Consider the following 14,465-nt stretch of genomic DNA (forward strand, 5'->3'; position numbering starts at 1 on the left):
CATGGCATCCGTCATGGCCTTGCGGCACCGGCCCGCTCGCGCCCTTCAGGGCGCGTGGTTGGGACGCGTGGGGCGGCCGGTCTTCTCCGCCCAGTCCACGATCAGTTCGTCATAAAGGTTCTGGTCGATCAGGTCGTACTTCTCGGGGAAGTTGGCGAAGGACGCCCCCGCGCTGGCGACCGCGCCGGTTTCCATCAGCTCGCGCGCCATGCGAAGGTGGCCCACCGCCGCAGAGACCCAGCCCCAGCCGGTCGAAAGCGTGAACAGCGTATCGGGCAGGTTGAAGCCCAGCGTGCAGACCGGCACGGGCATTTCGGGAATGATCTGCTGGTGAGCTTCGGGCGAGGCGATCGGGAACACCAGCGCATCGGCGCCAGCCTCGGCATAGGCCTTGCCGCGCCGGATCGCTTCCTCGATCGAGCCGCCGCCGCCGCCGCCGCGCGTGCTGGGATAAAGCTCGTCGCAGCGGGCGATGATGACGAAGCCCGAATCGCCGGCGGCCTTGCGCGATGCCTCGATCCGGCACTGCATGTCGGCCACCGAGCACAGCCCGTTCACATGCTTGGAATGCTTGGGATTGACCTCATCCTCGACATGGACACCGGCCACGCCCGCCTGCACGTAGCGGCGCGTGAAGTGGAACGCATCGGCCACGGTTTCGCCCAGCGTATCGGCATCGGCGATCAGCGGGATGTCCATGGCCTGGGCGATGCGCCCCGCCTGCTCGATCTGTTCGACCTGGCTGTAGATGCCGTTGTCGGGCACCGCATAGTGGAAGGCGGAGCAGGCATGGCCGCCCAGGTACGCCGCCGGGAAGCCGACATGCTGGACGATGCGCCCGGTCAGCGCGCTATAGGCCTCGGCCGCGACGAAGTGTTCGCCCTTGTCGATCAGGGCACGCAGTTTCTCACCCGGCGTCGGCATCGTCACATCTCCCCATGGTATCGCTCGCGGATCGTCCGCTTGCGCCAGCGGTTGCATGATCGCGCGCGTGAGGCAAGCATCCGTGCCCACGCGCGCGATCAGCGCGCCGTGGCGATGCGTTGGCGGGAAATGCGCGGAAGAGCGCATTTCGTCGCGGCGCCGGGCGGGGGAGCGGGCCGGTACCGCTCTGCGCCTAAACCCGCATCCTCAAACCAGCGCTTCCAGCGTGGGGATCAGCGCGTCGTAATGGTCGATCACCGCCGATCCGCCCAGTTCGGCCGGCGGCAGGTCGCAAAAGCCGAAGCTGACGACGACGCAGGGAATGCCGGCGGCAAGCGCCGCGCCGGTATCGTATGTCGTATCCCCGACGAAGGCCGCGCGGCCGCCGCCGCCGCGCGCGATCATGGCATTGAGCATGTCGGGCCGGGGCTTGGCCCTGCCCGGCCCCAGCGAATCGCCGCCGATCACCGTATAGAACCGCTCCGACAGGCCCAGATCGCCGATCAGCCGCACCGCCAGCCGTTCCAGCTTGTTGGTGACGATGGCGATCTTCGCGCCGCGCGTGGCCAGCCCGTCCAGCATCGCCTCGCCGCCGGGGAACAGGCGCGTATGATGCGCGATATTGTCTTCATAGAACGCGATCAGCGCGCGATGCAGTTCCTCGAAGCGGGCCTCCGATACCATGCCGCCGGTCACTTCCAGCGCGCGCGCGAGCATGACTTTCGCGCCCCCGCCGATCAGGTCGCGCACTTCGGCCGAGGGAATCGATGGCCGCCCCTCCAGCCCGGTGGCGAAATTGACCGCGGCGGCAAGGTCTCCGTGCGTGTCGAGCAGGGTTCCGTCGAGGTCGAACCCGACGATTTCGAAAGGAAAGCGATTCATGCGCGCTCCAGTGGCGGCTTGCAGTGGAAACGGCAACAATTTGCTGGCACATGGCGCTGCATGACCGACGCCGCATCTCCGCTCGCCGCATCTCCGCTTGCCATCGTCATCCTCGCCGCCGGCAAGGGCACTCGCATGAAAAGCGAGCTGCACAAGGTGCTGCACCCGATCGCCGGCCGGCCGATGCTGGAGCACCTGCTGGCCAGCGCGGCCGAACTCGCGCCCGAACGGCAAGTCGTGGTCGCCGGCCATGGGCGCGAGCAGCTCGAAGCCGTGCTGGCCGGCCGCGCCACGATCGCGGTGCAGGAACCGCAGCACGGCACCGGCCACGCGGTGCTGCAGGCCGAAGCGGCGCTGGCCGGCTTCGAAGGCGATGTGCTGATCCTCTATGGCGACGTGCCGTTCGTGCGCGCGCAGACCATGCGCGCGATGCTCGACCGGCTGCATGGCTGGCACAATCCGCCCGTCGTCGTGCTGGGCTTCGAGCCAGAGGATTCGCTGAATTACGGCCGGATCGTCGCCGATGCGGACAAGATCCTGGAGATGGTCGAGCACAAGGACGCGACGGCCGAGCAGCGCGCGGTGAAGCTGTGCAATTCCGGGCTGATGGCGGTGCGCTCGCGCGATCTCTTCGCGCTGCTGCGGCGCCTGCGCAACGATAACGCGCAGGGCGAATACTACCTGACCGACATCGTCAACATCGCCACCGACGACGGCCACCATTGCGCGGTGATCGTCACCGACGATCCCGACGAGGTGGCCGGGATCAACAGCCGGGGCGAACTGGCCGAGGCCGAGGCGCGCTGGCAGGCGCGGCGGCGGCGGCAGGCCATGGCCGACGGCGCCTCGCTGGTCGCGCCCGAAACCGTCTGGTTCGCCTGGGACACCAGGGTGGGCCGCGACGTGACGATCGAGCCCAATGTCGTGTTCGGCCCCGGTGTCGAAGTGGCCGACAACGTGACCATCCGCGCCTTCTGCCATATCGAGGGCGCCAGCCTGGCCAGCGGGGTCGAGGTCGGCCCTTATGCGCGGCTGCGGCCGGGCGCGGTGCTCAAGGAACGATCCAAGGTCGGCAATTTCGTCGAGATGAAGAAGGCGGTGCTCGGCCCCGGCGCCAAGGCCAATCACCTGAGCTATCTGGGCGATGCCGAGGTGGGCGCCGGCGCGAACATCGGCGCGGGCACGATCACCTGCAATTACGATGGCTATTTCAAGCACAAGACCGTGATCGGCGAGCGCGCCTTCATCGGATCGAACAGCGCGCTGATCGCCCCGGTGCGGATCGGCGCCGACGCGATCGTGGCGGCGGGCAGCGCGGTGAGCCGCGACGTCGCCGATGGCGAGCTGCGACTGGTGCGCGCCGAACAGCTGGTCAAGCCCGGCTGGGCTGACCGCTTTCACGATGCCATGAAGAAGAAAAAGGCCGAAAAGGCCCGATAATCGCTTTCCAACATCCGCATACCGGAGCCATTGCCATGTCAAACAGCCCCTGGAACCACGCCCGCAACTCGTCCGTCAGCGACGATGTCGATTTCGAGATCAAGGGGCAGGAACTGCAGTTCGTCGAGATCGAGCTGGACCCCGGCGAAAGCGCGGTGGCCGAAGCCGGCGCCATGGTGTGGAAGGACGCCAGCATCGAGATGACCACCGTGTTCGGCGATGGCAGCGACGCGGGTGGCGGCGGCTTCATGGGCAAGCTGCTGGGCGCGGGCAAGCGGCTGGTGACGGGCGAGAGCCTGTTCACCACCGTATTCACGCATCACGGCCAGGGCAAGGCGCGCGTCGCGTTCTCCGCGCCGGTGCCGGGCGCGATCCTGCCGATCAAGCTGGACGATGTCGGCGGCCGGCTGATCTGCCAGAAGGACGCGTTCCTGTGCGCGGCGCGCGGCGTTTCGATCGGCATCCACTTCCAGCAGAAGATCATGACCGGCCTGTTCGGCGGCGAAGGCTTCATCATGCAGAAGCTGGAAGGCGATGGCTGGGTCTTCGTGCAGATGGGCGGCACGGTGATCGAACGCGAGCTGCGCGCCGGCGAGGAAGTGCATATCGACACCGGCTGCGTCGCCGCCTTCACCTCGACCATCGATTTCGACGTGATCCGCGCCGGCTCGATCAAGTCGATGTTCTTTGGCGGCGAAGGCGTGTTCTTCGCCCGGCTGCGCGGCCCCGGCAAGATCTGGATCCAGTCGCTGCCGTTCTCGCGCCTTGCCGGCCGGATGCTGGCGGCGGCCGGATCGCGCGGCGGCCAGAGCCGTGGCGAAGGCTCGATCCTGGGCGGCCTTGGCGACCTGCTCGACGGCGACTGAACGCAAGACCGGCTTGCAATGATATCATGATATGATATCATGATATCATGCGAACCCTGGTCGACATTCCCGATGAGGATATCGAGAAGCTTGACGCCCTTGCGGCCCGGAGCAAGCGATCGCGCGCGGCCGCCATTCGCGAGGCGATCAGGCTCTACCTGCTGAACACCTCGGGCAATGACTGGATCGCGCGCGGCGCGGGCTACTGGAAGCACCGCGATGACATTGGCGATGCGGTGGAATACCAGCGCGCCATGCGCGAAGATCGCAGTTTCGACTGACGATCCGTGTCCGATCCGTTCTTCGACACCAATATCCTGATCGACTGGCTGCGCGACCATCCGCAAGCAGCCTTTGAGCTCGGGCGCTATCCCAGCCACCGGATCAGCAGGATCGTCTGGACCGAGATCCTCGCTGGCGAGCCGATCGAGACGCGCGAGACGATCCAGCAGTTGATCGCCCCGTTCGAAGTCGTCGAAATCGATGGCCGCATCGCATCGGCCGCGGCGGACATCCGCTATCGCATGAGGATCAAGCTGCTCGACGCGCTGATCCTGGCGACGGCCCAAGTCAACGGCGCTATCCTGGTGACACGAAATACCAAGGATTTCCCGGCTAACATGCCGGGCATCCGCATACCCTACACCCTCTAGAGAAAGACCGTTACGCGCATGTGTGGAATCATCGGCATCGTGGGCAAGGAAGAAGTCGCGGACCGGCTGGTCGATGGCCTGCGGCGCATGGAATATCGCGGCTATGATTCCGCCGGCGTCTGCACCGTCCATGACGGCCAGCTCATCCGCCGCCGCGCCGAAGGCAAGCTGTTCAATCTGGTCAAGGAACTGGCGCGCGATCCCGCCCCCGGCCTGATCGGCATCGCCCACACCCGCTGGGCCACTCACGGCGCGCCCACCGCCGCCAATGCCCACCCCCACGCTACCGCCGAACTGGCGCTGGTCCACAACGGCATCATCGAGAACTTCCGCCCCTTGCGCGAAGGGCTGGAAGCGCGCGGCCGCACCTTCGAAAGCCAGACCGATACCGAAGTGGTCGCCCATCTCGTATCCGAACTGGTCGAGGCCGGACAAAGCCCGCAGGATGCGGTGAAGGCGGTGCTGCCGCAGCTTCGCGGCGCCTTCGCGCTGGCCATCGCCTTCCGCCGCTATCCCGACCTGCTGATCGGCGCGCGGCTCGGATCGCCGCTGGTGGTCGGCTATGGCGATGGCGAGACCTACCTCGGGTCCGACGCGCTGGCCCTTGCCCCCCTCACCCAGCGCATCACTTATCTGGACGAGGGCGACTGGGTGGTCATCACGCGCGAGGGCGCGCAGATCTTCGATGCCGCCAACAATCCGGTCGAACGCGAGATCGTGGCCTCGGGCGCTTCGGCCGTGGCGATCGAGAAAGGCAATTACCGCCACTTCATGCAGAAGGAGATCTTCGAGCAGCCCACCGTCGTCGCCCAGACGCTGCGCAGCTATGTGCGCCAGGTCGATCAGTCGGTGGCGTTGCCGCAGATCGACTATGACCTGTCGAAGATCAACCGCATCACCATCGTCGCCTGCGGCACCAGCTATTACGCCGGCATGGTCGCGAAATACTGGCTGGAGCAATTCGCCCGCCTGCCCGTCGACATCGATGTCGCCAGCGAGTTCCGCTATCGCGACCCGGTGCTGGAGCCGGGCGGGCTTGCCCTGTTCATCTCGCAATCGGGCGAGACGGCCGATACGCTGGCGGCGCTGCGCCACTGCAAGGCGGCGGGCCAGACCATCGCGGTGGTGGTCAACGTGCCGACCAGCACGATGGCGCGCGAGGCGGACCTGCTGCTGCCCACCCACGCCGGCCCGGAGATCGGCGTCGCATCGACCAAGGCGTTCACCTGCCAGCTGGCCGTGCTGGCCGCGCTCGCCGCGCACCTGGCGGTGCTGCGCGGCCGGATGGACCGGGCCGAGGAGACCGAGGTGGTGCGCCATCTGATCCAGACCCCGGCCTGCCTCAACGCCGCGCTGGCCCATGACGAGGAGATCGCTGCCATGGCGCACCTGATCGCGCCAGCGCGCGACGTGCTTTACCTGGGGCGTGGGCCGGACTACCCGCTGGCGCTTGAAGGCGCACTGAAACTAAAGGAAATCAGTTATATCCATGCGGAAGGTTATGCTTCTGGCGAAATGAAGCACGGCCCCATCGCGCTGATCGACGAGGCAGTGCCGGTCATCGTGCTCGCCCCATCGGGCCCGCTGTTCGAAAAGACCGTGAGCAACATGCAGGAAGTGCGCGCGCGCGGCGGCAAGATCGTGCTGATCTCCGATGCCGAGGGGCTGGCCGAGGCCGGCGAAGGCTGCATCGCGACGATCGAGATGCCCAAGGTCCACCCGCTGATCGCGCCGCTGGTCTATGCCGTGCCGGTGCAATTGCTGGCCTATCACGTCGCCTGCGTCAAAGGCACCGATGTCGATCAGCCGCGCAACCTGGCCAAGAGCGTTACCGTGGAGTGAACGCCGGCCTCCGGGCCGGCGCGAGCCGACGGCGCATCGCCGGGCGCGCTCACGGGCGTTCGCGGCGCGCCGGCACCGGCATTTTGCTCCGTTTTCGGTGCATTTCCGGGCTGGTCCGGCCCGCCGGGATTAAACTTTACCGGCTAATAACCACTACGCGGTTATGCGCAGGGTGTGCTCAGACATTACCCTTCCAGCGCCACGCTTCCAGCCGCGCTACCCGCGCTGGCGGTCCTGGGCCTGACCGATCCCAAGGGGGAGGACTGGGCGCGGCTGCGCGGCCTGCAATATTCAAGCCTGGCCGGCGCGGCGCTGACCCGCATGTTGATCCAGTGCTGCGGGGCGCTGGCATCCGCCTGGCTGTTCCTGGGCCATATCAGCATTTTCGCGATTCTCGCGTGGCTCGCGGCGATCTTCGCCACGCTTTATCACGGGCAGCGCATCGATCGCTCGCTGGCCGATGCCGATCGGCGCCGGCTCTCGCATGACGAGGTCAAGGCGCAATCGCTGGCCGCCACCGCCAACGCGCTGGCCTGGGTGCTGCCGATCGCCTGCTTCGGCTTCATGGCCGATGCCCAGATCCAGCTCAAGTTCTGGACCGTGCTCGCCATGCTGATGACGGCGTCGGCCATCCTGCTGCCGGCCGTGCCGATGCGCACGCTGATGTTCACCGGCATCGTCGGCGGTGCGGGCATCGTCTATTTCCTGTTCGAAGGCGCGTTCGACATGGCGGCGATCGCCATTGCCTTTGTCGCCACGGTGTTCCTGGGCGCGATCGAGAACGCGCGCCGCTTCCTGGCCACCAAAGTGGCCGAGGCCGGCGTGCTCGAACGCAACGAGGTGGTCTCGCTGCTGCTGCGCGAGTTCGAGGAAGGCGAGGCCGACTGGCTCTGGCAGATCGACCCCGCGCGCCGGGTCCGCGCGGTCTCGCCCCGCTTTGCCTATGCTCTGGGCGAGGATGCCCGCGACGTGGAAGGCAAGCCGTTCATCCAGCTCGTCGCCGGCTCCGCCTGGGAAAGTGGCCAGTTCCCGTCCAGCCTGCACGATCTGGCCGAGCGGCTCAAACGCCGCGAGAACTTCTCCAACCTGCTGGTGCGCGTGACGATCCACGGCCAGCCGCGCTGGTGGGAGCTGTCCGGCACGCCCAAGCTGGACGAGAACGGCATGTTCGACGGGTTCCGCGGCGTCGGCTCGGACGTGACCGAGGCCCGCGAAAGCTCGGACAAGATCGCCTACCTCGCGCGGTACGACACGCTGACCGGCCTGCCCAACCGCATGATGCTGACCGAGGCGCTGGGCGATGCGCTGACTTTTGCCGAACAGTGGCGCACCCGCTGCGCCTTCCTGATGATCGACCTCGATCGGTTCAAGGCGGTGAACGATTCGCTGGGCCATCTCATCGGCGACCAGCTTCTTGCGCGCGTGTCCGAACGGCTCAAGGAACAGATGACCGAAAGCGAGCTTTGCGGCCGGCTGGGCGGCGACGAGTTCGGCATCGTCATCCGCGATGCCTCCGACCTCGATCACGTCAACCGCGTCGCCGAACGCGTCATCGAACGCCTGTCGCAGCCCTACGAGGTGGATCACCACACGCTGTTCGTCGGCGCCAGCATCGGATCGGCGATCGGCCCGCACGATGGCGCCACGGTCGAAACGCTGATGCGCAATGCCGATCTCGCGCTTTATCGCGCGAAGGACGGCGGCGGCGGCGCGCACTATACGTACGAACCGGCGCTCCATGCCCATGCCGAAGAGCGCCGCCAGCTGGAATTCGCGCTGCGCCGCGCGCTGGAAAGCGACGAGTTCTCGCTCAATTTCCAGCCGGTGGTCGATGCCGATACCGAGGCGGTGGTCAGCTTCGAGGCGCTCCTGCGCTGGAACAGCGCGCAACACGGCATGGTGAGCCCGGCCAAGTTCATCCCGCTGGCCGAGGATACGCGCCTGATCGTGCCGATCGGCGAATGGATTCTGCGCCAGGCCTGCCAGGAAGCGACCCGCTGGCCCAGCCATGTGCGAGTCGCGGTCAACGTCTCGTGCGAGCAATTGCTCGATTCGAACTTCGCGGCCAGCATCGTCGGCTCACTTTCGGCCAGCGGCCTGCCGGCGCACCGGCTGGAGATCGAAGTAACCGAAAGCATCTTCCTGCGCGATGCGGCGATGGCCCGCGCGGCGCTGGAACAAGTCATGGCGCTGGGCTGCGGCGTGGCGCTCGACGATTTCGGCACCGGCTATTCCTCGCTCGGCTATATCCGCAACTTGCGCTTTTCCACCATCAAGGTGGACCGCAGCTTCGTGCAGGGCGCGGCCGGCGGCAACCCGGAAAGCCTGGCGATCATCCGCGCCGTCGTCGCCATGGCCGACAGCCTGGAGATGTCCACCACCGCCGAAGGGGTGGAGACCGAGGCGGAACTGGCCATTGTGCGCAAGCTGGGCTGCCGCAAGATCCAGGGCTATTACTTCGGCCGGCCGATGGTGGCCGCCGATGCCCTCAAGCTGTTCCAACCGCGCCCGCCGCTGCACAGCGGCAAGGCCAACGCGGCGTGAATGTTGTCGGGAAATGCGCCTCTCGGCGCATGGCGGCATCGGCCCGCGCCCCCACCCGGCCTCCCATGGAAGCATACTTGATGGGAGGCTGGGTGGGGGGGTGGGCCGGTGCCGCTCTGAAATGCGCTCTTGCGCGCATTTCCCCACCAAAACTCAAACCCCGACCAGCCCCCTGATCGCGCTTTCGAACAGGGCGCGCCCGTCGCTGCCGCCATGGGCCGGCTCGATCGCGCGTTCGGGGTGCGGCATCATGCCCAGCACGTTGCCCGCCTGGTTGAGCACGCCGGCGATCGCGCGGGCGGACCCATTGACCGCTTCGGCATAGCGGAAGGCCACGCGCCCCTCACCCTCCAGCCGGTCCAGCGTCGCTTCGTCGGCATAGTAGTTGCCGTCATGATGCGCGACGGGGATGCGGATCGTCTGGCCCGCCGCATAGCCGGCGGTGAACAGCGATTGCGCGTTCTCGACCCTCAGCGCCACTTCGCGGCAGACGAAGCGGATGCCCGAATTGCGCAGCAAGGCGCCAGGCAGCAGCCCGCTTTCGGTCAGCACCTGAAAGCCGTTGCACACGCCCAGCACCGGCACGCCGCGTTCCGCCGCCGCGATCACCGCGCGCATGATCGGCGAGCGCGAGGCGATGGCGCCGCAGCGCAGATAGTCGCCATAGGAAAACCCGCCCGGCAGCGCGATGAAGTCCAGCCCCTCGGGCAGATCGGCATCGCCGTGCCAGACGCGGTGCGGCGCGGCGCCCGAAATCGCCTCGAGCGCCACCGCCATGTCGCGGTCGCAGTTGGAGCCCGGGAAGGTGACGACCGCCGAGCGAAACGCGTTCATGCCGCGACCTTCTCGATGCGGTAGTTTTCGATCACCATGTTGGCCAGCAGCTTGCGGCACATGTCGTCCAGCGCTTCGTCGGAGACCGCCTCGTCGACATCCAACTCGAACAGCCGGCCGGCACGGACATCGTTCACGCCGGAAAAACCGAGCCCTTCGAGCGAGTGGTGAATGGCCCGTCCCTGCGGATCGAGCACTCCGGGCTTGAGGCTGACGTGCACGCGCACTTTCATCGCATGGCCTTTCGCGTTGCGGACGTGAGGATTCGCGGTCAGCCTATGGCCTTCCCGGCGCGCGCGGGCAAGTCGCCAGCCGAATTGCCCGCCAGGCGCATCACGGCATTGAACGGCGTTATCCCCCGTGTCATCCCCCGATGCGCGCCGCCAGGGCGCATCCCACAAGACTCACCCTACAAGACCGTCGCCCGGAGCCCGCCTTGCCATGACCATCTCGTTCCATGATCGCGTCGCCATCGTAACGGGGGCGGGCAATGGCCTGGGCCGCGCCTATGCGCTGGAACTGGCGCGGCGCGGCGCGAAAGTGGTGGTGAACGATCTGGGCGCCTCGCGCGATGGCACCGGCCATTCCGACGCGGCGCTCGCCGTGGTCGAGGAAATCCGCGCCGCCGGGGGCGAGGCCATGGCCGATGGCGGCGACGTGGCCGATTTCGCGCAAATGGCGGCGATGGCCGCCCGGGTAAGGCAGGCCTGGGGCGGCATCCATATCCTGATCAACAATGCCGGCATCCTGCGCGATCGCACGTTCGGCAAGATGGACCCGGCCGATTTCGAGCTGGTCGTGCGCGTGCATCTGCTCGGCACCGCCTTTGCCACCAAGGCGGTGTGGGAAATCATGCGCGAACAGGGTTATGGCCGCATCCTGATGACCACTTCGTCCTCGGGCCTGGGCGGCAATTTCGGGCAGGCGAACTATGGCGCGGCCAAGCTGGGCGTGGTCGGGCTGGCGCGCACGCTGACGCTGGAAGGCGCGAAATACGGCATCCGCGTCAACGCCATCGCCCCGACAGCCGGCACGCGCATGACCCAGGACATCTTTCCCGAGGAAGCCTTCAAGGCGTTCGGCGCGGAAAACGTGGTGCCCGCCGCGCTCTATCTGGTTTCCGACGATGCCCCGTCCAACGTGATCGTCGGCGCGGGCGGCGGCGTCTTCCAGACCGCGCGGATCGTGATGAACCAAGGCGTGCTGCTACCCGAAGCGGAGCGCACCCCCGAAGGCTTCGCCGCCGCGTGGGACCGCATCGCCGATCCCGCCAGCGACGCGCCGATCGGCAACGGCATGGAACAGTCACAGCACGCGATGGCACTGCTGATGCGGGCCGCGAAGGGTTAGGTTGCGGGGCAGCGAGCCGGTGCCGCTTTGAAATGCGCTTTTCCGCGCATTTCCAGACCGATTCTCAGCCGTCGACCACTTTCAGCAGCTTGCGTTCGATCGGGCTGAGCACGCCGGCCAGTTCGTGGCCGCGCTTGAGCACCTGGCCGGCCTCGCCGAACAAGGTCCACATGCCTTGCTTGCCACGCAGCGTCGGGCGCTTTTCGATGCGGGCCTGCGGGCGTTCGGCGGCGCGGCGGAACGCGCTGAAGCTCGCCGCTTCCTTGCCGAAATCCATCGCATAGTCGCGCCAGAGCCCGGCCGCGACCATGCGCCCGTAAAGATCGAGGATGCGCTGAAGCTCAAGCCGGTCGAACCCGACCTGAAGCGGCCGCTGGCCCGGAAATGCGATGACGGTGCCGGATGCCGGGTTCAGCCCTGCCACGGATGACGCCATCTAGCGGTCAGCTTCCCTTGCAGGCCGTCGGCCCAACGCGTTCGGCCGGGCGGCGCTCGGCCGCGAGCCCTTCGACCTGTTCGCGCAGCCGCGCCACTTCGGTTTCCAGCTCGTCGATGCGCTGGGTGCCGCCGACCGGCTCGCACGGCTCCTTGCAGGGTGTGCCGTAAGGCATGAATTCCTTGGCCCAGGTTTCGGCCGCGACGAGCGTGGAGCGCGCCTTCAGGCCGATCATCGTCGCGCCTTCGGGTACGTCCTCGGTCACGACCGCGCTGGCGCCGATGCGCGCGCGCCGGCCGACCGTGATCGGCCCGAGGATCTGCGCGCCCGAACCGACGATCACGTTGTCCTCCAGCGTCGGGTGCCGCTTGCCCGCCTTGCCGTTGGTCGGGTTGGTGCCGCCCAGCGTCACGCATTGGTAGATCGTCACGTTGTCGCCGATCACCGCCGTCTCGCCGATCACGGTAAAGCCGTGGTCGATGAAGAAATTCCGGCCGATGGTGGCGCCCGGATGAATGTCGATCGCGGTCATGAAGCGGGAGAAGTGATTGACCACGCGCGCGAGGAAATAGAGCCGCGCGTTGAACAGCCGATGCGCGATCTTGTGCCAGAACAGCGCCCAGACGCCGGGATACAGCAAGACTTCCCAGCGCGAACGAGGCGCCGGATCACGCGCGACGACGGAATCCAGATAGCGGACAAGACCACCGAACATCTACCGAATCTCCCACCATTCCGCCCGCATGGCAAGCGGGACGCTTATCCCTTGCCGTTTTCCGCCAGGGCGTCTCGCCAGATCGCCATGGTGGGGGCCTGCTTGCGTTCCAAACTCAACCGATCGATTGCCGCGACCAGCCTTTCCGCGCCCAAGTGGCTACGCTCGCACCGGGGTACAAGATAGGCGGTTGCGGAATCGTCAAGGACGAGGCCCCGCATCTGCGCGTGAAGCGCGATCAGCTCGGCCATCATGTCGTCATCCGGCTCGCCGATCGCAAGCGGCAGCGCCGCGCCCAGCCGCGAGGCGAGATCGGGCAGCGTGACATTCCAGCCCCCCTCGCCCGCGTTGCTGACGATCAGCAGCGGCCGGCCGCTTTCCTGCGCGCGGTTCCAGCGGTGGAACACCTCGGCCTCGTCCATGCTGTCCGCGTTGTCGAGCGCGTCGCCCGCGCCGCTCTCCACGAACCAGCGCGCCAGCAGCGACTTGCCCGAACGCGGCGGCCCGGTGAGGATCGCGGTGCGGAACGGCCAGCTTGCCGCGCCCGCGAAAGCATCGAGCACGGCGGCATTGGCATTGCCCACGACAATGCGCGAGGGGCTGCCGGCGGCAGGGGTCAGGGGAAGCGCGATCTGCTTCATCGGCGAAGCTCGCCTAACGGCTGATCCGGATCGTGCCGCCGCCGCCGGTGACTTGCCAGCCTTGCGCGCGCAGCGCGGCGGCCAGCGCATCGCCCCCGCCCGCGACCGTGACCCGCATGACCGAGGTGCCGCCGATCGCCAGGCTGGTCGTTGCCGCGCCTTGCACGCCGGCAATGCCGCGCACCGCCGCCAGCGCGGAATCGACCGCCGCCGCATCGGGCGTGGCGAACTGCACGGTCACGCTGGCGATCGCCGCGGGCGCGCCGGTCTGCGAAGGCGTGGCCAAAGGCGCGCCGGTGGCCAGGGGGCCTTCGCCCGCCTCCCCGGCCAGCGCCGCTTCGCGCGGGAGCAGCCGGGCGCGCAATTGCTCGATCGCGCGATCAAACGCCATTTGCCCGCTCAGCAGCGAGGGGTCGGGCGTCAGCACGCCTTGCGCCAGCGCGCGCTGGTAGATGCCGTCGATCCGCAGCATCGCCTGATCGAGCATCCTGGGCACGGCCTGCTCATCGCTGGCGGTGAGCGTGAAGCTTTCGAGGAAAGTGTTGTCCGGGCCGTAGCGCGCGGTGAACGTGCCGCGCACCGGGCCGCCCGGCCATTGCCGTTCCAGCCGGGCAACGGGGATCAGCACGTCGGCCGCCTCGAACTGGTCCAGGATGTTGCGCCACCACAGGCGGCTGCGCCGGCCCGGCTGGCCGGCGGTGAGAATCAGCGATTCGCCGCCCGAGCCGGCCGGACGGACATAATCGATCGAGCTTTGCGCCGTCTGGAAGTTCGCCCAGGCCCGCTGCCACGGCCCGCGCACTTCGAAGACCTGCCGCACGCCGCCCGAATAAAGCACCGGGATCACCAGCAGCGGCGCCGATCGCGCGCGCAGGCCGCCGCCATCGGCGCGGCCGACGAACTGGCCGGCACGCGCGCGATCGAAGATCACGCCCAGCCGCGCGATATAGCGGTGCGGGCCGATCTGCTCACGCTCGATCACCACGGCCGAAACCAGCGCGTCGATCTGCTCGTCGCTCATCTGCGGGCCGCTCAGCTTTTCCCAGGCCTTGCGCTGGGCCAGCTTCCAGCCCGCCGCGCGCGCTTCCTCGCCCGTCTTGCCGGTGGTTTCCACGTCGATGCCGGAAACCTGGATATCGTCGGAATTGGCGATCGGGGGAATGCCGCGATCGCCCTCGATCTGGGCGATCAGCCGATCCGGCCCGATCACCGCCAGCGCGGCGCACAGCCCCGCCCCCAGCGCCAGCAGGAGCTGCGCAGCCGGCCCCGGGCGCAAGCCCTTGAGAAAACGGGGGCGCGGGAAATCGCTGGGGTTTGCCATAGCCATATTCGAACCGG

15 protein-coding genes are annotated in these 14,465 nt (G+C 67.5%); 7 read left to right on the forward strand and 8 right to left on the reverse strand.

Annotation, left to right across the window (positions count from 1 at the left end):
* Window positions 1–45 precede the first annotated feature (45 nt).
* Both PYV00_RS16205 and PYV00_RS16210 read right to left on the reverse strand, forming a co-directional pair.
* Entirely contained in the window at window positions 46–924 is an 879-nt protein-coding gene (locus PYV00_RS16205) for an isocitrate lyase/PEP mutase family protein (protein WP_275229345.1), read from the reverse strand.
* 207 nt (window positions 925–1,131) lie between these two features.
* Window positions 1,132–1,806 (reverse strand): HAD-IA family hydrolase, encoded by a 675-nt coding sequence (locus PYV00_RS16210; protein ID WP_275229346.1) that lies wholly within the window; start codon window positions 1,804–1,806, stop codon window positions 1,132–1,134.
* Window positions 1,807–1,866: 60 nt separating this feature from the next.
* Between PYV00_RS16210 and glmU the strand changes: the two genes are divergently transcribed.
* From glmU to PYV00_RS16240, 6 genes are all read left to right on the forward strand, one after another.
* Window positions 1,867–3,246, forward strand: coding sequence for a bifunctional UDP-N-acetylglucosamine diphosphorylase/glucosamine-1-phosphate N-acetyltransferase GlmU (gene glmU / locus PYV00_RS16215; protein WP_275229347.1), 1,380 nt, complete (start codon window positions 1,867–1,869; stop codon window positions 3,244–3,246).
* Between the two features lie 35 nt (window positions 3,247–3,281).
* Window positions 3,282–4,112, forward strand: coding sequence for a TIGR00266 family protein (locus PYV00_RS16220; RefSeq protein WP_275229348.1), 831 nt, complete (start codon window positions 3,282–3,284; stop codon window positions 4,110–4,112).
* A gap of 47 nt (window positions 4,113–4,159) precedes the next feature.
* Window positions 4,160–4,393, forward strand: coding sequence for a ribbon-helix-helix domain-containing protein (locus tag PYV00_RS16225; RefSeq protein ID WP_275229349.1), 234 nt, complete (start codon window positions 4,160–4,162; stop codon window positions 4,391–4,393).
* A 6-nt stretch (window positions 4,394–4,399) separates the two neighbouring features.
* Entirely contained in the window at window positions 4,400–4,765 is a 366-nt protein-coding gene (locus PYV00_RS16230) for a type II toxin-antitoxin system VapC family toxin (RefSeq protein WP_275229350.1), read from the forward strand.
* An 18-nt stretch (window positions 4,766–4,783) separates the two neighbouring features.
* Window positions 4,784–6,607, forward strand: a complete 1,824-nt coding sequence (gene glmS / locus PYV00_RS16235; RefSeq protein ID WP_275229351.1) for a glutamine--fructose-6-phosphate transaminase (isomerizing) — start codon at window positions 4,784–4,786, stop codon at window positions 6,605–6,607.
* Between the two features lie 174 nt (window positions 6,608–6,781).
* A complete protein-coding gene (locus tag PYV00_RS16240) occupies window positions 6,782–9,151 on the forward strand; it encodes a putative bifunctional diguanylate cyclase/phosphodiesterase (RefSeq protein ID WP_275229352.1) in 2,370 nt (789 codons plus the stop codon).
* Between the two features lie 153 nt (window positions 9,152–9,304).
* Here PYV00_RS16240 and purQ read toward each other — a convergent pair whose 3' ends face one another.
* Together purQ and purS are read right to left on the reverse strand one after the other, a co-directional pair.
* Entirely contained in the window at window positions 9,305–9,985 is a 681-nt protein-coding gene (gene purQ / locus PYV00_RS16245) for a phosphoribosylformylglycinamidine synthase subunit PurQ (RefSeq protein WP_275229353.1), read from the reverse strand.
* Window positions 9,982–10,218: a phosphoribosylformylglycinamidine synthase subunit PurS gene (gene purS / locus PYV00_RS16250; protein ID WP_275229354.1), complete on the reverse strand. Its 237-nt coding sequence runs from the start codon at window positions 10,216–10,218 to the stop codon at window positions 9,982–9,984. Before purS ends, purQ begins: the two co-directional genes overlap by 4 nt.
* 208 nt (window positions 10,219–10,426) lie before the next feature.
* On the opposite strand from purS, the gene PYV00_RS16255 reads away from it, so the two are divergent.
* Complete coding sequence (locus PYV00_RS16255; RefSeq protein WP_275229355.1) at window positions 10,427–11,335, forward strand: SDR family NAD(P)-dependent oxidoreductase; 909 nt, start codon at window positions 10,427–10,429, stop codon at window positions 11,333–11,335.
* Window positions 11,336–11,399: 64 nt separating this feature from the next.
* Here PYV00_RS16255 and PYV00_RS16260 read toward each other — a convergent pair whose 3' ends face one another.
* The 4 genes from PYV00_RS16260 to PYV00_RS16275 are packed head-to-tail and all read right to left on the reverse strand — an operon-like array spanning window position 11,400 to window position 14,448.
* Window positions 11,400–11,771 carry a DUF2794 domain-containing protein gene (locus PYV00_RS16260; protein WP_275229356.1) on the reverse strand — a complete coding sequence of 124 codons (372 nt, stop codon included), beginning with the start codon at window positions 11,769–11,771 and terminating at the stop codon, window positions 11,400–11,402.
* A gap of 7 nt (window positions 11,772–11,778) precedes the next feature.
* Window positions 11,779–12,486 carry a serine O-acetyltransferase EpsC gene (gene epsC / locus PYV00_RS16265; RefSeq protein ID WP_275229357.1) on the reverse strand — a complete coding sequence of 236 codons (708 nt, stop codon included), beginning with the start codon at window positions 12,484–12,486 and terminating at the stop codon, window positions 11,779–11,781.
* A gap of 44 nt (window positions 12,487–12,530) precedes the next feature.
* Complete coding sequence (locus PYV00_RS16270) at window positions 12,531–13,127, reverse strand: ATPase (protein ID WP_275229358.1); 597 nt, start codon at window positions 13,125–13,127, stop codon at window positions 12,531–12,533.
* Window positions 13,128–13,140: 13 nt separating this feature from the next.
* On the reverse strand, window positions 13,141–14,448 hold the full coding sequence (locus PYV00_RS16275; RefSeq protein ID WP_275229359.1) for a heavy-metal-associated domain-containing protein: 1,308 nt from the start codon (window positions 14,446–14,448) through the stop codon (window positions 13,141–13,143).
* Window positions 14,449–14,465: the final 17 nt, after the last annotated feature.

Origin of the sequence: Novosphingobium album (ex Liu et al. 2023) (assembly GCF_029076845.1) — a bacterium.
GTDB lineage: Bacteria > Pseudomonadota > Alphaproteobacteria > Sphingomonadales > Sphingomonadaceae > Novosphingobium.